A 24,106-nucleotide genomic window follows, 5' to 3' on the forward strand; every position below is an offset into this window, starting at 1 on the left:
ATTCGGCTGTGCGCAAAACGTCCGATCTTGTATGAGCAATCCTTGCAAGCTGTTGGCACCACGGCTAAAAAATGCCATTTTCATGCATCACCGCGGCCTTGAAAACCAATGCGCCGCCGGCTTTGCGATCTCCGATGCCCAGTCGAGGGCGGTGCCTGTTACCGCCAGATCCCGGTTTCCCGGGAAATGACGGTGGATGGGAGGACACATGACCGTGTCTAGCAACGCGCCGGCTCAGCCTGATTTCTCAGGACCGCAGCCAACCCGGCACCCCGACGAGGGCCGGGCCGATCAACCCCGGTTGGATTCAGAACCCGTACCCATGCAGCTCCAAACTACGCCGCCCACCTCACCGCGCGAACCGGAAGCGAAGCAGATCGATTACAACGATTCGATCCGCTCCACCTTCTTTTCGATGGAGGACCTCCGGCAATGCGGCGAGGATCTCGCGGCCAAGGGTGTCTCCTCGCTGCCGGGCTTCTTCCCGTTCGAGTTCCGTCCGCGGCATCGCGAGAACGAGAACGAGATCCTGCGCGTCTACCGGGCGACGGCCGCGGACGTCGAGGCCGGGGCAACGATCACGCCGGCCGCCGAATGGCTGCTCGACAACCATCACGTCGTCGAAGAGGCGATCCAGGAAGTGCGGCGCGATTTCCCGCGCCGGTTCTATCGCCAGCTCCCGACGATTTCGGTTTCGGGCACGGTGATCCCGCGCACCATGGCGCTCGCCTGGCTCTACGCTGCCCACACCCACAGCACGGTGACGCGCGAAAGCATCACGGCGATGGTCGAGGGCTTCCAGAAGCACGAGACCTTCAAGATCGGCGAACTCTGGGCCTTGCCGTCGATCCTGCGCTTCGTGCTGATCGAAAATTTGCGGCGGATTGCCATCCGCGTCGAACGCTCGCGCGGCATGCGGCGCAAGGCAAACGACGTCGCCGACCAGATCATTCGCCTCAGCGATCCGGAAAAGTCGCGCACGCTGCTTGCGGAATCGGAAGCGCTGGCGGCCGACAACACCTTCGTCGCGCAGCTGCTCTACCGCATGCGTGACGGGTCGCAGACCTCAGGCGCCGTGATCGGCTGGATCGAGGATCAGCTCGAGAAGCGCGGCAGCGACGTCGAAAGCGCGCTGGTCGCCGAGCAGAACCGCCTGTCGTCCGGCAATGCGACGATGAGCAACATCATCCGCAGCCTGCGTGAGATCGACGACACCGACTGGGCCGTCTGGTTCGAAAGCGTCAGCAAGATCGATGCGGCGCTGCGTGAAGGCTCCGATTATGCGGCGCTCGATTTCGGGTCGCGCAACAAGTACCGCGACACGATCGAAAAGCTGGCGCGCCGTTCGGGGCACAGCGAATTCGAAGTGACGCAAATCGCCATCCAGATGGTGCGCGAGGCGGAAGTCGCGGCCGAGACGGAAGCGCCGCTGCAGCAGCCGAATGTCGGATCCTTCCTCGTCGGCAAGCAACGCAAGCTTCTGGAAAAGAAGATCAGCTACCGGCCGTCGGTGCTGCAGACCATCATTCGCCTCAGCCGCAGGCTCGATTGGTTTGCGATCGCCGGGCCGAACATCCTTCTGACCATCCTGGCGATGATCGCCGTCTACTCCTTCGTCAGCCCGATGGCGATCCCGAGTGGCGCGAAGCTGATCATGCTGCTGCTCTTCGCGCTGCCGGCCTCGGAAGGCGCGATGGGCCTGTTCAACACGCTGGTGACGCTGTTCGTCAAACCGTCGCGGCTGGTCGGCTACGAGTTCCTCGACGGGATCCCCGAGGACGCCCGCACGCTCGTTGCGGTGCCGTGCCTGATTTCCAAGCGCGATCACGTCGACGAACTGGTGCGCAATCTCGAGGTTCACTATCTCGCCAACCCGCGCGGCGAGATCTACTTTGCACTGGTCAGCGACTGGGCTGACAGCAAGGACGAGGAATCGAGCACCGACGCCGATGTGCTCGATTATGCCAAGCGCGAGATCGCTCAGCTCTCGGCGCGTTATGCCTATGACGGCAAGACCCGATTCTACCTGCTGCATCGCCGCCGCCTGTATAACGAGCAGGAAGGCGTGTGGATGGGCTGGGAGCGCAAGCGCGGCAAGCTGCACGAGCTGAACATGCTCTTGCGCGGTGACCGCGATACCTCGTTCCTGCAGGGCGCCAACACGGTGCCGGACAACGTTCAGTACGTGATGACGCTCGATTCCGACACGCGCCTGATGCGCGATGCGGTGACGAAGCTCGTCGGCAAGATGTACCATCCGATCAACCGTCCGGTTGTCGATCCGAAGACGCAGAACGTGATCGCCGGCTACAGCCTGCTGCAGCCGCGCGTCACGCCGTCGCTGACGACGGGCAGCGAAGCCTCCGCCTTCCAGCGCATCTTCTCCTCCAACCGCGGCATCGACCCTTACGTCTTCACCGTTTCGGACGTCTATCAGGACATTGCCGGCGAAGGCAGCTTCACCGGCAAGGGCCTCTATCATGTCGACGCCTTCGAGGCGGCGCTGAAGGGGCGCATCCAGGAAAACGCCGTTCTCAGCCACGACCTGCTCGAAGGCTCCTACGTGCGTTGCGCGCTGGTGACCGACGTGGAACTCGTCGAGGACTTCCCGACCCGCTACGAGGTGGAAATGTCGCGCCAGCATCGCTGGGCGCGCGGCGACTGGCAGCTGCTGCCCTATATCTTCAATCTGTCGAACGGGCTGTCGATGCTCGGACGCTGGAAGATGTACGACAACCTGCGCCGCTCGCTGATCCCGCTTGCCTGGCTCGTCGCCTCGGTCATGGGCTGGTACTACATGGAGCCGACCGAAGCGCTGATCTGGCAAATCGTGCTGATCTTCAGCCTGTTCGTGGCGCCGACGCTGTCGCTGATCAACGGCCTCCTGCCGCGCCGCAACGACATCGTTGCCCGAGCGCACCTGCATGCGGTGTTGAACGAAGTCCGTGCCGCCAACGCGCAGGTCGCGCTGCGCATCGTCTTCATCGCCCACAATGCGGCGATGATGGGCGACGCCATCGTGCGTTCGCTCTACCGCACGTTCGTCAGCGGCAAACTGATGCTGGAATGGCGCACGGCCGCGCAGGTGCAGAGCGCCGGCCACGGCACCATTGGCGACTATTACCGCGCCATGTGGGTTGCGCCGGCGCTGTCGGCGATCTCGCTGGCCCTTGCGGCGATTTCCGACACCGGCCTGCCCTTCATCGGCATTCCCTTTGCGCTGCTGTGGGCCCTGTCTCCAGCCGTTGCCTGGTTCGTCAGCCAGTCGGCCGAAACCGAAGACCAGCTTGTCGTTTCCGATGAGGCGATCGACGAGATGCGCCTGATCGCGCGCCGCACCTGGCGATACTTCGAGACCTTCGTCACCGCCGAGCAGCACTTCCTGCCGCCGGACAACTTCCAGGAAACGCCGCAACCGGTTCTCGCCGAGCGGACGTCGCCGACGAATATCGGCGTCTATCTGCTCTCCGTCATGTCGGCGCGCGATTTCGGCTGGATCGGCTTCGAGGAGACGATCAACCGGCTGGAGCAGACGATCGCCACCATCGACCGGATGCCGAAATATCGCGGCCACCTGTTCAACTGGTACCGGACGAATACGCTCGAAACCATGGAGCCGCGCTACATTTCGTCGGTCGACAGCGGCAATCTGGCCGGTCATCTGATCGCCGTGTCGTCGATGTGTCGCGACTGGGCCGAAGCGCCGTCGGCGCATGTCCAGGGCAGTCTCACCGGTATCGGCGACGTCGCTGCGATCCTTCAGGAAGTGCTGCGCGACCTGCCCGACGACCGCAAGACGGTGCGTCCGTTGCGTCGCCTGATCGAGGAGCGCATCGTCGGCTTCCAGAACGCGCTCGCCGCGATCATGCGCGAACACGAGTTCGCTTCGATCCGGGTGATCAACCTAGCCGTTCTGGCGCGCGACATGCACAAGCTCACCGTCAATCTCGACCATGAGGTGCGCACGCCGCAAAGCAGCGAAGTGACGAAGTGGGCCAACTCGCTCGTCACCACCTGCGAAGCCCATATCGCCGATGGCGTCTTCGATCTCGGCGCAATCGAATCGCTGCGCCAGCGCCTGCTGGTCATGAAGGACCGGGCACGCGACATCGCCTTCTCGATGGATTTCGGTTTCCTGTTCCGTCCGGAGCGGCGCCTGCTGTCGATCGGCTTCCGCGTCAACGCCAACGAGCTCGACGAGGCCTGCTACGACCTTCTTGCGTCGGAAGCCCGTCTCACCAGCCTGTTTGCCATCGCCAAGGGCGATCTTCCGACGGAGCACTGGTACAAGCTCGGCCGGCCGATCGTGCCGATCGGCGCACGCGGTGCGCTGATCTCCTGGTCCGGCTCGATGTTCGAATACCTGATGCCGCCGCTGGTCATGCAGGAGCGTCAGGGTGGTATCCTCAACCAGACCAACAATCTGGTCGTGAAGGAACAGATCAATCACGGCCGTCGCCTCGGCACGCCGTGGGGCATCTCGGAAGCCGCCTTCAACGCGCGTGACCACGAGCTCACCTACCAATACACCAACTTCGGTGTGCCGACGCTCGGCCTCAAGCGTGGTCTCGGCCAGAACGCGGTCATCGCGCCCTACGCCTCGATCCTCGCCTGCATGTACGATCCGAAGTCGGCGCTCGCCAACCTCGGGCGTCTCCGCGAGGTCGGCGCGCTCGGCGCATACGGCTACCACGACGCCGTCGACTTCACGCCGACGCGCGTGCCTGAGGGCCAGAAGTGCGCGGTGGTTCGCAACTACTATGCCCACCACCATGGCATGTCGATCGCGGCTGTCGCCAACGTCGTCTTCAACGGCCGCCTGCGCGAGTGGTTCCACGCCGATCCGGTGATCGAAGCCGCCGAACTGCTGTTGCAGGAAAAGGCGCCGCGCGACATTCCGATCATGAATGCCAAGCGCGAGCCGGAATCGGTCGGCAAGGGCCAGGACGATCTCCTGCGCCCTGAGGTCCGCATCATCGAGAACCCGCTTTCGCAGGACCGCGAGACCGTGTTCCTCTCCAACGGCCACTACTCGGTGATGCTGACGGCCAACGGCGCCGGTTACGCCCGCTGGAACGGCCAGTCGGTTACCCGCTGGAAGCCGGATCCGGTCGAGGACCGTACCGGTACCTTCATCTTCCTGCGCGATACGACGACCGGCGACTGGTGGTCGGCGACGTCGGAGCCGCGACGCGCGGCCGGTGAGAAGATGCTTACGCGCTTCGGCGACGACAAGGCGGAATTCGTCAAGACCGTCGGTGATCTCACCAGCGAGGTGGAATGCATCGTCGCCACCGAACACGATGCCGAAGGGCGCCGGGTCATGCTGCTCAACACCGGCACCCAGGACCGCTTCATCGAAGTGACCTCCTATGCCGAGCCTGTGCTTTCGACAGACGAGGCCGACAGCGCACACCCGGCGTTTTCGAAGATGTTCCTGCGCACGGAAATCAGCCGCCGCGGCGATGTCATCCGCGTCAGCCGCAACAAGCGCAGTTCCGGCGATCCGGACATGGAAGTGGCGCATCTCGTCACTGACAATGCCGGCAGCGACCGCCATACGGAAGCCGAGACCGACCGTCGCCGCTTCATCGGCCCGGGCCGCACGCTTGCCGAAGCCGCTGCCTTCGATACGGATGCGGTGCTTTCCGGCACGGACGGCTTCACGCTCGATCCGATCATGTCGCTGCGCCGGGTCGTGCGCGTACCCGCCGGCAAGAAGGTCAGCGTCGTCTTCTGGACGATCGCCGCCCCGAGCCGCGAAGAGGTCGATCGCGCGATCGATCGCTACCGCCATCCGGAGACCTTCAACCAGGAGCTCATCCACGCCTGGACCCGCAGCCAGGTGCAGATGCGCCATGTCGGCGTGACCTCGCAGGAAGCGGCAAGCTTCCAGATGCTCGGCCGCTACCTCGTCTATCCGGACATGCATCTGCGCGCCGATTCGGCGACGGTTCAGGCCGGCCTGGATTCTCAGTCGAAGCTCTGGCCGCTGGCGATTTCGGGCGACTACCCGATCTTCTGCCTGCGCATCAATGACGACGGCGATCTCGGCATCGCCCGTGAGGCGCTGCGCGCCCAGGAATACCTGCGCGCCCGCGGCATCACCGCCGATCTCGTCATCATCAACGAGCGCGCCTCGTCCTATGCCCAGGACATGCAGCACGCGCTCGACTCCATGTGCGAGAACCTGAGGCTTCGCGGTCTCTCGGACGGTCCGCGCCAGCACATCTTCTCGGTGCGCCGCGACCTGATGGAGGCGGAGACGTGGTCGACCTTGCTGTCGGCCTCGCGCGCGGTCTTCCATGCCCGCAACGGCACGATCTCCGACCAGATCGCCCGCGCCAACTCGCTCTATTCGCCGGCACCGGTGAAAGGCTCCGAAAAGAGCGCCGAGTTCTCAGGCCCGCTGCTGGCAGCGCCGCAGGAGGACGCGGATGCCGCTCCGGCGGAAATCAAGGGCGATGGCCTTTCCTTCTGGAACGGCTTCGGCGGTTTCGCCGATGGCGGTCGCGAATACGTCGTGCGCCTGCGCGGCGGCGAAGCGACGCCGCAGCCGTGGATCAATGTCATCTCCAATGATGCTTTCGGCTTCCACATCTCGGCCGAGGGTGCGGCCTATTCCTGGAGCCGCAACTCGCGCGACTACCAGCTGACGCCGTGGACCAATGATACGGTCGTCAACCGGCCGGGCGAAGCCATCTTCATCCGCGACATGGCAAGCGGCACGGTCGCCACGCCCTATGCGGCGCTCTCGCGCCGCCGTTCCGTCGTCTTCGAGACGGCGCACGGGCTCGGCTATTCGATCTTCCGCAGCACCCAGGACGACCTTGAGATCGAGGTCGTCCAGACGGTGCATCGCAACCTGCCGGCCAAGCTCGTCCGCGTGTCTGTCCGCAACCGTGCGGCGTCTGCGCGGCAGTTGAGGCTCTACGGCTACAACGAGTGGGTACTTGGCAACAACCGTGCCCGTTCGGCGCCCTTCGTCCTTTCGAAATGGGACGAGACGGCCGAGGCGCTGGTGGCGACCAACCCTTACAGCATCGATTTTGCCGGCCGATCCGCCTTCTTCGCCGTCGATGGCGGCGATGCGGCCGGCTACACCGCCAGCCGCCGGGAGTTCCTGGGCGCGATCGGCGGCATTCTGGCGCCGCAGGCGGTCACTTCGGGTGCCGATCTTTCGGGCTCCGTCGATGTCGACGGCGATCCTTGCGCGGTGGTCGCAACGGACATTTCCATCGAGCCCGGTGCCGAACGGCAGGTCACGTTCATCCTCGGCGATACCGATACGGACGATCAGGTTCGAGCCATCATCGGCGAACTGCGTGAGACCGCGTTCGACACGGTGCTTGAGGCGAACAAGACGTTCTGGCGCGAATTCACCGACATCGTGAAGGTGGAAACGCCGGATCCGGCCTTCAACGCCATGATCAACAACTGGCTGCCCTATCAGAGCCTCGGTTGCCGCATCATGGCGCGCTCGGCCTTCTATCAGGCAAGCGGTGCCTTCGGTTTCCGCGACCAGTTGCAGGATACGCTGGCGTTCCTGATCCATCGTCCGGAACTCGCCCGGGCACAGATCCTCAACGCTGCCTCCCGCCAGTTTACCGAAGGCGACGTGCAGCATTGGTGGCTGCCGGGAACCGGCGCCGGCGTGCGCACGATGATCTCCGACGACGTCGTCTGGCTCGCCCATGCCGTGACCCGCTATTGCACGGTGACCGGCACGTCCGATCTCCTTGCCGAGAAGCTTGCCTTCATCACTGGCCCGGCGCTCGAAGCGGGGCAGCACGACGCCTTCTACAAGCCGGAGATTTCCGAAGAGGTCGGCGACGTCTACGAGCATTGCGCCCGTGCACTCGATCTTGCGATCAAGCGGACCGGTGAGAACGGCCTGCCACTGTTCCTTGCCGGCGACTGGAACGATGGCATGAACCGGGTCGGCGAGAAGGGGCAAGGCACGAGCACCTGGCTCGGCTGGTTCCTCGCCGGCACGCTGCGTGGCTTCCTGCCCTTCGCGCGCGAGCGCAAGGACGAGGCGCGCATCACGCGCTGGGAGGCGCATCTCGAAGCGCTCAAGAAGGCGCTCGCGACCGCCGGCTGGGATGGCGACTACTACCGTCGCGGCTATTACGACGATGGCACGCCGCTTGGCACCAGTGAGGCTCTGGAGTGCCGGATCGATTCGATCGCTCAGTCCTGGAGCGTGCTTTCGGGCGAAGGCGACGAGCAGCGTTCGCTGAAGGCGATGGACGCGGTCATGGCTGAACTGGTCGACCCCGACCAGCGCATCGTGCGGCTGTTCACACCGCCGCTCGAGCGGACGTCGCAGGATCCGGGCTACATCAAGGCCTATCCGCCCGGCGTGCGCGAGAATGGCGGGCAATATACTCATGCCGCCACCTGGGTCGCCCTGGCCTTCGCCGAACAGGGCAGGGCGGAAGAGGCCTGGCGGGTCTTCCAGATGCTGAATCCGATCTCGCATGCCGAAAACCGCGAAGCGGCGGAACACTATCGCGTCGAGCCCTATGTCGTTGCCGCCGATATCTACGGCGAAGGCGATCTGGCGGGGCGTGGCGGCTGGACCTGGTATACGGGATCTGCCGGCTGGCTCTACCGTGTCGGCGTCGAGGGCATCCTCGGCATTCGCCGGCAGGGCGACAGGCTGGTCATCCGTCCAGTGCTGCCGGCAGCCTGGAACGGCTACTCGGCCGAAGTGACGCTCAATGGCGCGCGGCACAAGATTTCGGTCGAACGCGACAAGAAAAGTGGCGAGCCGATCGTCAGCGTCAACAATAGTGTCACAAAAAACGCGCATGAAGGCATTTTGCTGTAACGGCCGGCATTGAAGACAGGATGAAACCGGCTTTGTTCCCGCAAGGGCAAGGCCGGTTTTTCTTTGCGGATTTGCCGGCAGCGCGACCTCGACGGCTGAGCGTCGTGCAGGAATTCAAAGTCCTACAGCGACCTTTGCGCGTCTGATAAGACGCGCGGCGCTGTAGATTTCGTGAGCGGGGTGCCGGGCGGGAAACCGCCTGCAGATGGCCTCCCACTCTCCTTCATGGTGCCGGGCATCGCGCGAAAGGCGGGACGTCGGTACCCGTTTCAACAGGGATGGGGCAGGGGCGCCAAATCCTGGAAAACGGACCGCATGCTGCAAAAGACTTTTCAGGGTGGCGTCGACCCGATGTCCGCCCGATTGGTTCCGAAGGAGCGTGACACACGCCTTGATGTGTTCAGGGCGCTGTGTCTCCTGACGATTTTCGTCAATCACGTTCCCGGGCAATATCTCGAATACCTGACCCACAAGAACTTCGGCTTTTCCGATTCCGCTGAAGCTTTCGTCCTAATCTCGGGCCTCTCGGTCGGGATCGCCTATGGCGGCAAGTTCGTCTCCGGCGGTCGGCTGGCCATGACGCTCAAAATCTGGCGCCGGGCCCTGGCGCTTTACGTCGCCCACATCATGACGAGCATCGTAACGCTGGCGATCTTTGCCGGCGGCGCGATCTACTTCGGAAGGCAGGACCTGATCGGCGAGATCAACATCCGCCCGATGGTGGAGCAGACGGAGCAGGGCATCGTTGCCATGGTGCTCTTGGGACATCAGCTCGGCTACAACAACATCCTGTCGATGTATGCGGCGCTGTTCCTGCTGCTGCCGGGCATCCTCTGGCTGAACGGCGTCAGCAAGAAACTGCTGCTTCTGCTCTCGGCCGCGCTGTGGTTCGCCGCGGGCATCTTCAAGTTCGTGCCGTCGAACTTCCTCGACGAGGGCTACTGGTTTCTCAATCCCTGGTCCTGGCAGTTCCTGTTCGTCATCGGCGTGGTGATGATGACCTATGTGCGCAACGGCGGATCGCTGCCGCGCTGGCCCTGGCTGATCATGCTGTCCTGTGCCTATCTTGCCGTTTCCGCCGTCTGGGTCTTGTTCTCGTTCTGGAGCATCGACCTCTCCTTCGGTCTTCCGGCCGTTCTGACAGGCTTCGATAAGACCTTCCTGTCCACGCCGCGATTGCTGCATGTGCTGGCGCTCGGCTACGTCATCGCGGTGACGCCTCGGATCAGCAACCTCGCCAAACTCGACCGCGACCATCCGCTGGCGGTGGTCGGCCGGCATTCGCTACCGATCTTCATCTTCGGCACGATCCTGGCGATGTCCGGCCAGGTGCTGCTGTTCGTGACGGGGAAGAACCCGGTCTTCGGCAGCCTCTTCGTGCTCGCCGGCATCGGCCTGCACTTTGCCTATGCCTATTATCTCGAATGGCTGCGCGGCATCGCGTCTGCCAAACCGCTAAGGGCGGCGTAGCAAACGCCGCCCTTGACCGTGCGTCAGCGTCAGGTTCTTGAACCCAGTGCCAGGCGGCAGGCAAGCCCCGTGAACACGCCGGCGAGAAGGTACTGCGGCAGTTTCGGGAAACGCCGGAAGCCGGAAAGTCTTGCGCGCAGATGGCTGCCGACAAGGATGACAGTGCCGTTCACCAGCAAGCCGATCCCGTTCAGGATGGTCGCAAGCAGAAGCATCTGCAGGACCATCGACCCGCCATTCGGGTGCACGAACTGGGGAAACAGGGCCAGCACGAACAGCGCCATCTTCGGATTGAGCAGGTTGGTCATCAGTCCCTCGCCGAAGACCCGCCGGCGTGAGAGCCGCTTGAGCGTCGACGTCGGGGACGCGCCCGAGGAATGCGAACGCACCGTCTTCCAGGCGAGATAAAGCAGATAGGCGCAGCCCGCCCAGCGCACGATCTCATAGGCAACCGGTACGGTGAGGAAGAGCTGCGAGAGGCCGAGCGCCGCCGCGAGCGCATGGCAGTAGGTGCCAAGCGCGATGCCGGCATAGGTGAGAAACCCGACGGCACGGCCCTGGCTGAGGCTGCGAGACGCAATCAGCAGCATTTGCGGTCAGCACGAGGCTTGCGGCGGCAAACAGAGCGATGGTGGAGATATCCGGCATTGGTGATTCCCTTGGAATTGAAGCCGGAATTCCCGTCTACCAACAATTTGGCGAATGACAAGACTTCCCGATGCGGCGCTTGTCCAAAAAGAAAAGCCACCCGCGGCTGACCGCGGGTGGCTTGATGTACGATTTGCCTGACGTCGGGCGAGCGTTACGCTGCCGTGTGGCTCATACGGACGTCGTCGTCCGTCAGGATGCCGCTGGCGCGGAGCAGGGCTGCAAAGCGGCCGTTGCTCTGGCTGAGCTCGTTGAAACCGCCCATCTCGACGATTCGGCCCTGGTCCATGAAGACCACCAGGTCGGCCTCGCGCACCGTCGACAGGCGGTGGGCGATGATGAAGGTCGTGCGGTTCTTGCGCAGCGCATCGATCGCATCCTTGACGCGGTTCTCGGTCTCGACGTCGAGCGCGCTGGTCGCCTCGTCGAGCACCAGGATCGGCGCGTTCTTGAGGATGGCGCGAGCGATGGCCACACGCTGGCGCTCGCCACCCGACAGACGGTTGCCGCGCTCGCCGACGACCGTATCGTAACCGGTCGTGCGGCCCTCGATGAAGTCGCAGGCAGCAGCCGCTTCGGCGGCAGCCATGACTTCCTCGATCGTCGCGTCGTCACGGCCAAGCCGGATGTTTTCCGAGATCGAGCGGTTCATCAGGCCCGCATCCTGGAAGACGGTGGCGATCGAACGGCGCAGCGACTTGCGCGTCACCTTCGAGATGTCGTTGCCGTCGATCAGGATCTGGCCGTCGCGCGGATCGTGGACGCGTTGCAAGAGGTTGACGAGCGTCGTCTTGCCGGCACCCGTCGGGCCGACGATGGCGATCGTCTGGCCGGCCTTGGCGGTGAACGAGACGTTGTGCACGCCCTGGTTCGTGTTGGCAAAGTCGAAGGAGACGTTGCGGAACTCGACCTCGCCGACAACCGGAGGCAGCTCGGTCGCACCGGCCGGCTCGTCGCGTTCGCGCACGGCGTCTTCGAGGGTGAAGAAGTCCTCGAGCTTGGCACGAGCTTCGAAGATCTGCGTGACGAAGGCTTTCATCTGGTCGAGGCGGCCGATCAGCAGGTTGGCAAAGCCGATGAAGGCGATGACTTCGCCGACGCCGAGTTCGCCGCGCTGCACCAGCACGGTACCGATCACGAGGATCGCCATCATCGAGATGGTCGAGGCGACGCGGTTCAGCCCGCTTGCGAGTGCCCACCAGTCGAGTACCGGGAACTGGGCCGAGATCAGCCGCTCGGTGAACTTCTTCAGCTCGCGGGTTTCAGCCTCGATGCGGTTGTAGCTGTGCACAACCGAAACGTTGCTGATCGCGTCGGAAACGTGCGAGAAAACCGTGTGGTAGTGGTTCTCGACCGAAGCCTGGCCCTCCTTGGTGCGGCTCATGACCACCTTGCTGATCACCACATAGAGCGCGCCGAGTACGACGAGCACGAGCGACAGGCGCACGTCCATGGCAAAGGCGGTCGGAACGAGCAGAACGAGGGCGACGGCGGTCGCCAGATGCTGGCGCATGAATTCGAGCCAGAGACCGAAGAGGGTTTCGCAGGCGCGAAGCAGCGTGTGCAGGGCGTTGGACGTGCCGCGCTGGCTATGCCAGGCAAGCGGCATGGAAACGATGCGGCCGAAGGCTTCCGTCAGGAGCGTGGCGCGGCGGCCATGGGCCAGCCGGTCGGCCTCGCGGGCGACGAGCACGAAGGCGACGGTGTTGAAGACGCCGAGACCTGCCCACATGAGCAGCATCGGCGTGACTTCGCCCTTCGACGAGATGGCGTCGATGATACGACCGAACAGGATCGGTTCGGCAATTGTGATCGCTGCCAGAACGACGTTGGCAAGCACGATCGCTGAGACGCGAAACTTGTGAACCGCAAGATACTGGAGCGCTCTTGCATACACCTGGAACAATGACACTGTCTCACCCCTTCCGGGTACCGGATTTGACGCGCCGCAGACCTTCTGCGGCGGATGCACCCGCGTCCTCGAGGTTCCTCATGGCGAGCATTGAAGCCTCGCACCGTTAGAGCACTCGGGGCCGCGCTGAGACGGTCTTTTGCGGCAATGGGAAGCCGTAGCCGGACGCAGGACAGCCACTCGTTTTCCCGTTTCGCTCGTCTGTGAGCTTGGCGAGAATATTCATAGTCTGCTATCTGTCGTGCCAACTCCGATTTCTTGCATATTTCGCATAAGACCGGGCGTGGTATGACGGATTATCGCGGGTGCAACATGAATGGTCGCTGAACGGTGCCTTTATGTCCGGATTCGGAAATGCGACCATATGCATCGACCTGGAAGGTGATCCATGAACATTACGCTGCTCGTACAGTTTCTCGCGCTTCTGGAGGAGATGAAGACACGCGAAGAAATCATCCCGGAATTCGAGCGCCTGCTCGATCGCTGCGGCTTCGACTTCTACGGCGTCGTGCGCCAGCCCAAGCCGCATGATAACCCGCTGAGGCTGCTGCTTGCCGGTCGCTGGCCCGAGGGCTGGCCACAGATCTATATCCGCAAGAAGTTCGTGGTGATCGACCCGACCATCCGCTATCTCGGCCATGCCCAGCGTGGTTTCCGCTGGCGCGATACGCTGTTTGCTTTCCGCTCCGATCCGCATCGCAAGCGCATGGAAAGCATGATGATCGAGGCCCGCAACCACGGTCTCTACGACGGCTACATCTTCCCGGTGCACGGCCGGCGCGGTCTGCTCGGCAACCTGACGGTCGGCGGCCGCGTCGTCGACCTGAGCCCTGTCGAGATCAGCCTGTTCGACTCGATCGCCAAGCGGCTGTTCTGGAAGCTCTTGGACCTGACCGACCCCGAGGTTTCGGCCGAACTCGGTTCGCGCGTCGAAGTGCAAATGACGCGGCGCGAAATGGAAGCCCTCAATTATCTCGCCGACGGACTGACCTCCAACGACATCGGCAAGGTGCTGGATATTTCGAGCCACACGGTCGATTGGTACATGAACGGAATCCAGGAAAAGCTGAAGGCCAAGAACCGCCACCACGTCGTGGCGATCGCCTTCCGCCTCGGCCTGATTTCCTAAAGTCGAAAGGCATTCGGTTTCCTGTCGCATCTGAAATTGCGCTCTGCCCGGTGACCCGCTAATACTTTATTTCGCGGGTGCAGCATTTCCCGCAATATCAAGTCATTGAGGAGACCGACTTGCCTATCTCGAAGATCCTTGTTGCCAACCGTTCTGAAATTGCCATCCGCGTCTTTCGCGCTGCAAACGAACTCGGTCTGAAAACGGTCGCGATATGGGCGGAAGAGGACAAACTCGCGCTGCACCGCTTTAAAGCGGATGAAAGCTACCAGATCGGCCGCGGCCCGCATCTTGCGCGCGACCTCGGCCCGATCGAAAGCTACCTGTCGATCGAGGAAGTGATCCGCGTCGCCAAACTCTCGGGTGCCGACGCCATTCATCCGGGCTACGGCCTGCTGTCGGAAAGCCCGGAATTCGTCGATGCCTGTGACGCCGCCGGCATCATTTTCATTGGTCCGCGCCCGGCGACGATGCGCCAGCTCGGCAACAAGGTCGCAGCCCGCAACCTCGCCATTTCCGTCGGCGTTCCGGTCGTGCCGGCCACCGATCCGCTGCCGGACGACGAAAAGGAAATCCATCGCCTGGCCGCCGAGATCGGCTACCCGGTCATGCTCAAGGCCTCCTGGGGCGGCGGCGGACGCGGCATGCGCGCCATTCGCGATCCGAAGGATCTGATCCGCGAGGTGACGGAAGCCAAGCGCGAGGCCAAGGCCGCCTTCGGCAAGGACGAGGTCTATCTCGAAAAGCTGGTCGAACGCGCCCGCCACGTCGAAAGCCAGATCCTCGGCGACACCCACGGCAATGTCGTGCATCTTTTCGAGCGCGACTGCTCCATCCAGCGCCGTAACCAGAAGGTCGTCGAGCGCGCGCCGGCGCCCTACCTCTCCGATGCGCAGCGGCAGGAACTGGCCAACTACTCGCTGAAGATCGCCAAGGCGACCAACTACATCGGCGCCGGCACCGTCGAGTATCTGATGGATGTGAACACCGGCAAGTTCTACTTCATCGAAGTGAACCCGCGCATCCAGGTCGAACACACCGTCACCGAAGTGGTGACCGGCATCGACATCGTCAAGGCGCAGATCCACATTCTCGACGGCGAGGCGATCGGCACGCCGCAATCGGGTGTGCCTGACCAGGCTGACATCCGCCTCAACGGCCACGCGCTGCAGTGCCGCATCACCACGGAAGATCCGGAACAGAACTTCATTCCCGACTACGGCCGCATCACCGGCTATCGTTCGGCGGCCGGTTTCGGCATCCGTCTCGACGGCGGCACGGCCTATACCGGCGCCTACATCACCCGCTACTACGATCCGCTGCTGGTGAAGGTCACGGCCTCGGGCAGCACGCCTCAGGAAGCGATCAGCCGCATGGACCGGGCGCTGCGCGAATTCCGTATCCGCGGTGTGGCGACCAACCTCACCTTCCTCGAGGCGATCATCGGCCACGAGCAGTTCCGCAACAACACCTACACCACCCGCTTCATCGATACGACGCCGGAACTCTTCCAGCAGGTCCGGCGCCAGGACCGTGCGACGAAACTCTTGACCTATCTCGCCGACGTCACCGTCAACGGTCATCCGGAGGCCAAGGGCCGTCCGAAGCCGCCGGCGGATGCGGCCAAGCCCGTCGTGCCGTTCATCCAGGGCGAAATCCCCGCCGGTACCAAGCAGAAGCTCGACGCGCTCGGCCCGAAGAAATTCGCCGAGTGGGTGCGCGGTGAAAAGCAGGTTTTCCTGACCGATACGACGATGCGCGACGGCCATCAGTCGCTGCTTGCGACCCGCATGCGTACGCATGACATCGCCCGCGTCGCCGGCACCTATGCTCGTGCCCTGCCGCAGTTGTTCTCGCTCGAATGCTGGGGTGGTGCGACCTTCGACGTTTCCATGCGCTTCCTCACCGAGGACCCGTGGGATCGTCTCGCCCGCATTCGCGAGGACGCGCCGAACCTGCTGCTGCAGATGCTTTTGCGCGGCGCCAACGGCGTCGGCTACAAGAACTACCCCGACAACGTCGTGAAGTACTTCGTGCGCCAGGCGGCGAAGGGCGGTATTGACGTCTTCCGCGTCTTCGACTGCCTCAACTGGGTCGACAACATGCGCGTGTCGATGGAGGCCGTTGCTGAAGAGAACCGCATCTGCGAGGCGGCAATCTGCTACACCGGCGACATCCTGAACTCGGCCCGCCCGAAGTACGATCTCAAGTACTACACGGCATTGGCGGCCGAGCTCGAAAAGGCCGGCGCGCACATGATCGCCGTCAAGGACATGGCGGGCCTGTTGAAGCCGGCCGCCGCGCGCGTGCTGTTCAAGGCGCTGCGCGAAGCGACGGACCTGCCGATCCACTTCCACACCCACGACACCTCGGGCATTGCGGCTGCGACCGTGCTTGCCGCCGTCGACAGCGGCGTCGATGTGGTCGATGCGGCGATGGACGCACTCTCCGGCAACACCTCCCAGCCCTGCCTCGGCTCGATCGTTGAGGCGCTGCGCGGCTCGGAGCGTGATCCGGGCCTCGATCCCGAATGGATCCGCCGCATCTCCTTCTATTGGGAAGCAGTGCGTTACCAGTACGCCGCCTTCGAAAGCGACCTCAAGGGACCGGCGTCGGAAGTCTACTTGCACGAAATGCCGGGCGGTCAGTTCACCAACCTCAAGGAGCAGGCCCGTTCGCTCGGGCTGGAAACCAAGTGGCACCGCGTTGCCCAGGCCTATGCCGATGCCAACCAGATGTTCGGCGACATCGTCAAGGTGACGCCGTCCTCCAAGGTGGTCGGCGACATGGCGCTGATGATGGTCTCGCAAGACCTGACGGTTGCCGACGTCGAGAACCCGGCCAAGGATATCGCCTTCCCGGATTCGGTCGTCTCGATGCTGAAGGGCGATCTCGGTCAGCCGCCGGGCGGCTGGCCGGAAGCGCTGCAGAAGAAGGCGCTGAAGGGCGAGAAGGCTTACACCGCCGTTCCCGGCTCGCTGCTGCCGCCGGCCGATCTCGACGCGGAGCGCAAGGCGATCGAGGACAAGCTCGAGCGCAAGGTCGACGACTTCGAGTTCGCCTCCTACCTGATGTACCCGAAGGTCTTCACCGATTACGCGGTCGCGGCCGACACCTATGGTCCGGTCAGCGTGCTGCCGACGCCGGCCTATTTCTATGGGCTTGGACCGGGCGAGGAGCTGCAGCCGGAGATCGAGCGCGGCAAGTCGCTGGTTATCCTGCACCAGGCCAAGAGCGAGCCGGACGAGAAGGGCATGGTCAAGGTGTTCTTCGAACTCAACGGCCAGCCGCGCCTGATCAAGGTTCCGGACCGCAACCGCAGTGCGACGAGCGCCGTGCGCCGCAAGGCCGAGGGCGGCAACGCCGCCCAGCTCGGCGCGCCGATGCCGGGCGTCATCTCGACCGTCGCGGTTCATCCGGGCCAGGCGGTTAAGGCCGGTGACGTGCTACTCTCGATCGAGGCGATGAAGATGGAAACGGCGCTGCATGCCGAGAAGGACGGCACGGTCGCCGAAGTTCTGGTGCGCGCCGGCGACCAGATCGACGCCAAGGACCTGCTGATCGTCTTCGACGCGTAAGCGTTTGCCACACGGACAGACAAAAACGGCCGGATGCGAATACGGCCGTTTTTGTTTTGCGATGGATGAGACGACGGCTGCTTAGCGCCTAGGCCAATGGAACCGGTCCCAATGCTTCCCTTCAGATCTCGTAGTCGTGCGGAGCGCTGAGCGAGGCAATGAACTTCTTCGTTCGCTCGCGCTCGGGCGCCGAGAAGATCGTCTTTGGCGCGCCGCTTTCGACGATGAGGCCGCCGTCGAGGAAGATCACCTTGTCGGCAACGCGCGAGGCGAGCCGGAGGTCGTGGGTGGCCATGACCATGGTGGTGCCTTCGCGGGCAAGCCGGCTCAGGACTTCGACCACTTCTTCCGCCAGTTCAGGGTCGAGCGCCGAGGTCGGCTCGTCGCAGAGAAGCACGCGCGGCGAAGGGGCAAGGGCACGGGCGATCGCCACGCGCTGCTGCTGGCCGCCGGAAAGTGTTGCCGGCCAGGCGTCGGCCTTGTGCGCCATGCCGACCTTTTCGAGCAGTTCCATTGCCCGGGTCTTTGCCCTGTCCGCCGGCCATTTCAGCACGGTGACGAGGCCTTCCATGACATTGCCGAGTGCGGTCTGGTGCGGGAAGAGCTGGAAGTTCTGGAACACCATGCCGGTCTGCCGGCGCAGACGCTGGATCGCCGTCCAGCCGATCTTGCGGCCAGGGGCGAATTCAAGCTTCTCGTCGCCAAGCCTGATCGATCCGGAGGTCGGGATCTCCAGAAGGTTGATGCAGCGCAACAGCGTGCTCTTGCCGCCGCCGGACGGGCCGACCAGCGCGGTCACAGTGCCCTCGGCGAGCGTCACGGAAATATCCTTCAGCACGAGATTGTCGCCGAAGCGCTTTTCGATGTGGGAGAGCTCGATCATGTGCGTGCCTCCAGGAAGCCGCCATAGCGGGCGAAGCGTCGCTCCAGCCTGACCTGCAGGGCGGAAAGAACGGAGCTCATGGCAAGATAGATCAGCGCCGCCTCGATGTAGAGGATCAGCGGCTCGTAGGTGGTGGCGACGATGCGCTGCGCTGTCTGGAACATCTCGGGCACGGTAATGGCGGCGGCAAGCGACGTATCCTTCACCAGCGAGATGAATGTGTTCGACAATGGCGGCACGGCGACGCGGGCTGCCTGCGGCAGGATCGTGCGGCGCATCGCCTGGCTCCAGCTCATGCCGATCGAATAGGCTGCCTCCCATTGTCCGCGCGGGACCGACGAAATCACCGCGCGAATGATCTCGGAGGTGTAGGCGCCGACATTCAGCGAGAAGCCGATGAGCGCTGCGGTGAAGGCGTCGAGCAGGATGCCGGCGCTCGGCAGGCCGTAAAAGATCACGAACAGTTGGACCAGCAACGGCGTGCCGCGGATCACCCAGACGTAAAAGCGCGCGATCCAGGCGACCGGTGCCGGCCCGAAGAGCCGGGCGACGGCGGTGACGAGCCCCAGGATCAGGCCGAAGATGAAGGAAAGCAGCGTCAGGGGGATGGTAAAGGTCAGGCCGGCCCAGAGCAGGGACGGCAAGGATTCCAGCATCAGTGGGAGCCAGGTGGTCAAGGGCGAGCCTTTCAAAAAGCGCGATCCGCCCCGGGGTCCGGAACGGATCGCTTTTTCATAGCCGAGAATGGCCGGCTGAGAAACCGGCCGAGGGCCCAGTGATCGGGTTACTTCGAGACGTCGGCGCCGAAGTACTTCTGCGAGATCTTGTCGTAGGTGCCGTCGGCCTTGATGTCGACGAGCGCCTTGTTGATCGCCTCGAGAAGCTCCGGCTCGCCCTTGCGGATGATGATGCCGGAGAAGTCGGCATCGGCCTGCTCAGCGGCGATCCTGACCGGGGCGTCAGGCTTCTTCTTCTTGAAGTCGAGGAAGGAGAGGCTGTCGTTGATCGTCGCGTCGGTACGGCCGGTCAAGACGAGTTGGATCGACTGGTCGAAGCCGTCGGTGCCGACGAGTTCGGCGCCGGACGCGGTTGCGAGCTTGCCGAAGTTGCTGGTCAGCGACTGGGCCGACTTCTTGCCCTTGAGATCGGCAAAGCCCTTGATCTCCTCGTTGTCGCTCTTGACGATCAGCACGGCCTTGGAGGCGATATAGGGTTCGGAGAAGTCGTACTTCTTCTTGCGCTCCTCGGTGATGCCGACCTGGTTGATGACCGTGTCGTAGCGGTTGGCGTCGAGGCCGGCGATCAGGCCGTCCCACTTGCCTTCGAGGAATTCAGCCTTGACGCCGAGCTTCTCGGCGACGGCGTGGCCGATCTCCACGTCGAAGCCGACGAGCGCGCCGGAGGCGTCGTGATAGGTGAACGGGGCATAGGTGCCCTCGGTGCCGATCTTCAGGACACCGGCAGATTTGATCGCATCGAGGTTCTCGCCGGCTTCAGCGGAGCCAAGTGCGGCAACCTGCATCAGAGCGGCGGCAAACAGCGTGGGGAGGAGTTTCATCGTGATTTTCCATCTTCTTTCTTGCCCGGCCCGTCGTCCGGATTGAGCGGACAATCGCATAAAAAATCGGCGATCTGAGCGTATAAAACACCAATTCCTGAGCGTTTTGATGAAGAATTTTCCTCGAATTGACCCCGATTGCGCGCAAAAGCCACGGTTTGTCGAAATTCGCGCGCCGCTCCGATTTGGGCGCTGCGCCGGCTTGAAAACGGTTTCAAAAGTTGCTATGCACATTTATCGCGATTCATGCACGTTTATACACGGTTAGTGAAAATGTCAGGCGAACTCCTTCTTCGTGAGCGAAAGACGCTGATCCAGGAGCGGTTGAAGGCCAATGGCCGGGTGCTGGCTGCTGATCTTGCGGCTGAGCTTAGCGTTTCCGAAGACACGATCCGCCGTGATCTCCGGGAAATGGCGGCGGCAGGACTGTGCGAGCGCGTCTATGGTGGCGCACTTCCGGTCGCGCCGGCGGCCCATAGCACATTGCGAGAACGGGTGGCGATGGCGCCGGAACGCAAGGCGGCTCTGGCGCGTACGGCGGTCGGCCTGATCAAGCCTGATATGACCGTGTTCCTCGATGCCGGCTCGACCAATCTTGCGATCGCGCAACTGATCGAGCCGGAACTGCCGGTCACCGTCGTCACCAACACACCGCTGATTGCCGTTGCGCTCATGGAGAAGCCTGGCGTCGATCTGATCCTGCTCGGCGGCCCGCTCAACCGTGCCGTCGGTGCGGCGATCAGTGCGCGGGCTCAGCGCGATGTGGAACGGCTCCGGCCCGATCTCTGCTTTCTCGGTACGTGCGGCGCCGATGCCGCTGCGGGCCTGACGGCGATCTATTTCGAGGATGCGGAATTCAAGCGGCTCATTGCGTTGCGAAGCCGGCGCCTGGTTGTCGCCGTCACCAGCGACAAGCTCGGTACGGCCGCGGCGCACGGGGTCGTCGATATCAATGACAAGGTGACGCTGCTGCTCGAGGCGGATGCGTCGGCGGAGCATCGGGCGGCCTTCGAGGCGGCGGGGGCAGAGATCCTGATAGCGGGAGAGACGGAATGACGACGATCACGCATGTGGCGCTCTGGACGCGGGACCTCGAGGCGATTGCCAGCTTCTGGTCGTCCTTCTTCGGCGCCGAAGTCGGCGAGATCTATGAAAGCCGACGGCGGCCGGGCTTTCGCTCGCGGTTCCTGACGCTTGGCGACGGGCCGGCATTCGAGATCATGGAAGGCCCCTGGGTTGGGCCGGCCGATCCGGCTGAAGAACGTACCGGCCTTGCCCATGTGGCGCTGTCGCTCGGCAGCGAGCAGGCGGTCGAGGCGATGGCCGCGCGCGCCGAGGCTAAGGGCATTCTGGTCGCAAAACCGCGATGGACCGGCGATGGCTTCTATGAGGCTGTTGTTCGCGACCCCGATGGAAATCTGATCGAAATCACAATTTGAGCCGGGCGACCCGGCACAGAGGCAAGACCATGGACCAACGTTCTCCTTCCGCGACCGTCCGCCAGGGCTACATGACCCGCAACCGGCTGGCGGTTTCGCTGCTCTTCCTATTGAACGGCTTCGTCATCGGCAGTTGGGCGCCGAAGATCCCGGAATTCAAGGACCGGCTCGGCATCAGCGAAAGCGTGCTCGGCCTGTTGATCCTGATGTTCGGTATTGGCTCGCTGGTGCTCATGCCGATTGCCGGCGGCTATATCGCCCGTGTGGGGTCGCAGAAGGTGGTCAAGGTCACCGCCATCATCCTGTCGCCGTTGCTTCTGCTTCTGACGCTTGTCCCCGATGTCTGGACGGCGGCTGTCGCCATGTTCCTGCTTGGCGGTTTTGCCGGCGCGATGGACGTCGCGATGAACGCCAATGCGGTCGAGGTCGAGAAATCCATGCGCCGGGCGATCATGTCGTCCTGCCATGCCTATTGGAGCCTCGGCGGCCTTATCGGTGCCGGTATCGGCGGCTTCCTCATGGCCCGCTTCGGTGTGCTGCCGCATGTCCTCGTCGTCACTGCGATCTGCCTGGTGCTGATCGTCGCCGCTTGGCCGATGATCCTGGCCGACAAGCCGCATCCGGGCGCAGCCAAGGAAAAGCTGCGCCTGCCGATGACGCCGCTCCCCTGGCTGATCGGCATCATGGCGCTGTTCTCGATGGTGCCTGAGGGCACAGTGCTCGACTGGGGTGCGCTTTATCTGCGCAACGAGCTTGGCGCCTCCGTTGAGCTTTCCGGCTTCGGCTTTGCCGCCTTCTCCGCCACCATGGCGACCATGCGTTTTGCCGGCGATTTCGTGCGGGATCGCTTCGGCGCCAAACGGACGCTCCGCATCTGCACCGTCACGGCACTCGGCGGCATGATCGTCGCGGGCACGGCGCCCAATGCCTATATCGCCATCCTCGGCTTTGCGATCGCCGGCATCGGCATCTCCAACATGGTGCCGATCGCGTTTTCGGCCGCCGGCAACATGCCGGGCCTGCAGCCGGGCATCGGGCTCTCGGTCGCGACCTTCATGGGCTATTCCGGCATGCTGTTCGCGCCGTCGCTGATCGGCTTCGTTGCCGAGCATACGGGCTTTGCCATCATCTTCGCCTCGGTGCCGCTGCTCTTCATCGTCGTGCTTCTCTTGTCGCACCATGCGGTCCATGCGGATCACGCTAAGGGGCACTGAGACGGAACAGCGCCATCAAATCGCCGTCAGGGCATGATGTCGCCGTTGACAATCAGGCTTTCCTCATCCACCTGATGGGCAAATGGCCAGGGCGAGTTGAGGAAAGTCCATGTGGGTTCTGCCCGCATCCTCGCCCGGCTCAGTGACCCACGAAGAGGCCTTCATGTCTTCCGCCTTCGATTTCGATCCGCAGCCCCGCCGCGCCTCCGTCGCCGTCGATGTCGGCGGCGTCATCGTCGGGGGCGGCGCACCGGTCGTGGTCCAGTCGATGACCAACACCGATACGGCCGATATCGATGGGACCGTGGCCCAGGTGGCCGCGCTGCACAGGGCCGGTTCGGAACTGGTGCGCATCACCGTCGACCGCGACGAGAGTGCGGCGGCGGTGCCGAAGATCCGCGAGCGGCTCGAGCGCCTTGGTCTCGACGTGCCGCTCGTCGGCGACTTCCACTATATCGGCCACAAGCTGCTTGCCGATCATCCGGCCTGCGCCGAGGCGCTGGCGAAGTATCGCATCAATCCGGGCAATGTCGGGTTCAAGGACAAGAAGGACAAGCAGTTCGCCGAGATCGTCGAGATGGCGATCCGCTACGACAAGCCGGTGCGCATCGGCGTCAACTGGGGTTCGCTCGACCAGGAACTGCTGACGCGGCTGATGGACGAGAACAAGGCGAACGGTTTTCCGCTGACGGCGCAAGAGGTGACGCGCGAGACGATCGTGCAGTCGGCGCTGCTCTCGGCGGAACTCGCCGAAGAGATCGGTCTGCCGCGCAACCGCATCATCCTTTCGGCCAAGGTTTCCGGCGTTCAGGACCTGATCGCCGTCTATGCCATGTTGTCGGCCCGCTCGGACCACGCACTGCATCTCGGCCTCACCGAGGCCGGCATGGGCACGAAGGGCATCGTCGCCTCGTCCGCTTCGCTCGGCATCCTCATGCAGCAGGGCATCGGCGATACGATCCGCATTTCGCTGACGCCTGAGCCCGGCGGCGACCGCACCCGCGAGGTGCAGGTGGCGCAGGAATTGCTGCAGGTCATGGGTTTCCGTCAGTTCATCCCTGTTGTTGCCGCCTGTCCCGGCTGCGGACGCACCACGTCCACGGTGTTCCAGGAACTCGCCCAGAAGATCCAGGACGACATCCGCCGCAACATGCCGGTCTGGCGCGAGAAGTATCCCGGCGTCGAGGGCCTGAAGGTCGCGGTCATGGGCTGCATCGTCAACGGCCCGGGCGAAAGCAAACATGCCGATATCGGCATCTCTTTGCCCGGCACCGGCGAAATGCCGGCCGCCCCCGTCTTCATCGACGGCGAGAAGGCAATGACACTGCGCGGCCCCAACATTGCCGGCGACTTCGAGACGCTGGTTTCCGACTATATCGAGAAGCGCTACGGCCGCGGCCAGGCGGCCGCTGAGTAAGCAGCCGCGCTTTGTCCACGCT

At 63.5% G+C, this 24,106-nt stretch carries 13 protein-coding genes and 1 pseudogene; 8 read left to right on the plus strand and 6 right to left on the minus strand.

Annotated features, from left to right (window positions below; all coding sequences use genetic code 11):
• The first annotated feature begins 208 nt into the window (after positions 1 to 208).
• On the plus strand, positions 209 to 8,836 hold the full coding sequence (gene ndvB / locus ASE71_RS12775; protein ID WP_060521489.1) for a cyclic beta-(1,2)-glucan synthase: 8,628 nt from the start codon (positions 209 to 211) through the stop codon (positions 8,834 to 8,836).
• A 315-nt stretch (positions 8,837 to 9,151) separates the two neighbouring features.
• Positions 9,152 to 10,306: an OpgC family protein gene (locus tag ASE71_RS12780; RefSeq protein ID WP_060521488.1), complete on the plus strand. Its 1,155-nt coding sequence runs from the start codon at positions 9,152 to 9,154 to the stop codon at positions 10,304 to 10,306.
• Positions 10,307 to 10,335: 29 nt separating this feature from the next.
• Here ASE71_RS12780 and ASE71_RS12785 read toward each other — a convergent pair.
• Positions 10,336 to 10,954: pseudogene (locus ASE71_RS12785) on the minus strand (LysE family translocator).
• Positions 10,955 to 11,108: 154 nt separating this feature from the next.
• Entirely contained in the window at positions 11,109 to 12,866 is a 1,758-nt protein-coding gene (locus tag ASE71_RS12790) for a glucan ABC transporter ATP-binding protein/ permease (protein ID WP_034802972.1), read from the minus strand.
• Between the two features lie 388 nt (positions 12,867 to 13,254).
• Between ASE71_RS12790 and ASE71_RS12795 the strand changes: the two genes are divergently transcribed.
• Positions 13,255 to 13,995 carry a helix-turn-helix transcriptional regulator gene (locus ASE71_RS12795; RefSeq protein WP_034802969.1) on the plus strand — a complete coding sequence of 247 codons (741 nt, stop codon included), beginning with the start codon at positions 13,255 to 13,257 and terminating at the stop codon, positions 13,993 to 13,995.
• A gap of 119 nt (positions 13,996 to 14,114) precedes the next feature.
• Positions 14,115 to 17,573 carry a pyruvate carboxylase gene (gene pyc, locus ASE71_RS12800; protein WP_060521487.1) on the plus strand — a complete coding sequence of 1,153 codons (3,459 nt, stop codon included), beginning with the start codon at positions 14,115 to 14,117 and terminating at the stop codon, positions 17,571 to 17,573.
• A gap of 121 nt (positions 17,574 to 17,694) precedes the next feature.
• Here pyc and ASE71_RS12805 read toward each other — a convergent pair whose 3' ends face one another.
• The 4 genes from ASE71_RS12805 to ASE71_RS35750 all read right to left on the minus strand — a co-directional run bounded on the left by ASE71_RS12805 (position 17,695) and on the right by ASE71_RS35750 (position 20,232).
• The gene (locus ASE71_RS12805; protein WP_060521486.1) at positions 17,695 to 18,456 is read right to left on the minus strand and encodes an amino acid ABC transporter ATP-binding protein; all 762 of its coding nucleotides are present in this window, start codon (positions 18,454 to 18,456) and stop codon (positions 17,695 to 17,697) included.
• Positions 18,453 to 19,133 (minus strand): amino acid ABC transporter permease, encoded by a 681-nt coding sequence (locus ASE71_RS12810; RefSeq protein ID WP_089044284.1) that lies wholly within the window; start codon positions 19,131 to 19,133, stop codon positions 18,453 to 18,455. Before ASE71_RS12810 ends, ASE71_RS12805 begins: the two co-directional genes overlap by 4 nt.
• 107 nt (positions 19,134 to 19,240) lie before the next feature.
• Complete coding sequence (locus ASE71_RS12815; protein WP_060521485.1) at positions 19,241 to 20,014, minus strand: amino acid ABC transporter substrate-binding protein; 774 nt, start codon at positions 20,012 to 20,014, stop codon at positions 19,241 to 19,243.
• On the minus strand, positions 20,011 to 20,232 hold the full coding sequence (locus ASE71_RS35750; protein ID WP_134885887.1) for a hypothetical protein: 222 nt from the start codon (positions 20,230 to 20,232) through the stop codon (positions 20,011 to 20,013). The genes ASE71_RS12815 and ASE71_RS35750 overlap by 4 nt, the downstream gene beginning before the upstream one ends.
• A 55-nt stretch (positions 20,233 to 20,287) precedes the next feature.
• Between ASE71_RS35750 and ASE71_RS12820 the strand changes: the two genes are divergently transcribed.
• From ASE71_RS12820 to ispG, 4 genes are all read left to right on the plus strand, one after another.
• Positions 20,288 to 21,070 carry a DeoR/GlpR family DNA-binding transcription regulator gene (locus tag ASE71_RS12820; RefSeq protein WP_113544721.1) on the plus strand — a complete coding sequence of 261 codons (783 nt, stop codon included), beginning with the start codon at positions 20,288 to 20,290 and terminating at the stop codon, positions 21,068 to 21,070.
• Entirely contained in the window at positions 21,067 to 21,453 is a 387-nt protein-coding gene (locus ASE71_RS12825) for a glyoxalase/bleomycin resistance/extradiol dioxygenase family protein (protein WP_034802951.1), read from the plus strand. Before ASE71_RS12820 ends, ASE71_RS12825 begins: the two co-directional genes overlap by 4 nt.
• A 29-nt stretch (positions 21,454 to 21,482) precedes the next feature.
• Positions 21,483 to 22,667 carry an MFS transporter gene (locus ASE71_RS12830; protein WP_060521483.1) on the plus strand — a complete coding sequence of 395 codons (1,185 nt, stop codon included), beginning with the start codon at positions 21,483 to 21,485 and terminating at the stop codon, positions 22,665 to 22,667.
• Between the two features lie 163 nt (positions 22,668 to 22,830).
• Entirely contained in the window at positions 22,831 to 24,084 is a 1,254-nt protein-coding gene (gene ispG / locus ASE71_RS12835) for a flavodoxin-dependent (E)-4-hydroxy-3-methylbut-2-enyl-diphosphate synthase (protein WP_060521580.1), read from the plus strand.
• Positions 24,085 to 24,106: the final 22 nt, after the last annotated feature.

This window comes from Ensifer sp. Root954 (assembly GCF_001429005.1).
GTDB classification, from domain to species: domain Bacteria; phylum Pseudomonadota; class Alphaproteobacteria; order Rhizobiales; family Rhizobiaceae; genus Ensifer; species Ensifer adhaerens.

What these genes read in the sequence shown, in the direction of transcription:
- ndvB (WP_060521489.1), top strand. Translation starts at nt 209, where the DNA reads ATGACCGTGTCTAGCAACGCGCCGGCTCAGCCTGATTTCTCAGGACCG.
- ASE71_RS12780 (WP_060521488.1), top strand. Translation starts at nt 9,152, where the DNA reads ATGCTGCAAAAGACTTTTCAGGGTGGCGTCGACCCGATGTCCGCCCGA.
- ASE71_RS12795 (WP_034802969.1), top strand. Translation starts at nt 13,255, where the DNA reads ATGAACATTACGCTGCTCGTACAGTTTCTCGCGCTTCTGGAGGAGATG.
- ASE71_RS12805 (WP_060521486.1), bottom strand. Translation starts at nt 18,456, where the DNA reads ATGATCGAGCTCTCCCACATCGAAAAGCGCTTCGGCGACAATCTCGTG.
- ASE71_RS12815 (WP_060521485.1), bottom strand. Translation starts at nt 20,014, where the DNA reads ATGAAACTCCTCCCCACGCTGTTTGCCGCCGCTCTGATGCAGGTTGCC.
- ASE71_RS12820 (WP_113544721.1), top strand. Translation starts at nt 20,288, where the DNA reads ATGTCAGGCGAACTCCTTCTTCGTGAGCGAAAGACGCTGATCCAGGAG.
- ASE71_RS12825 (WP_034802951.1), top strand. Translation starts at nt 21,067, where the DNA reads ATGACGACGATCACGCATGTGGCGCTCTGGACGCGGGACCTCGAGGCG.
- ASE71_RS12830 (WP_060521483.1), top strand. Translation starts at nt 21,483, where the DNA reads ATGGACCAACGTTCTCCTTCCGCGACCGTCCGCCAGGGCTACATGACC.
- ispG (WP_060521580.1), top strand. Translation starts at nt 22,831, where the DNA reads ATGTCTTCCGCCTTCGATTTCGATCCGCAGCCCCGCCGCGCCTCCGTC.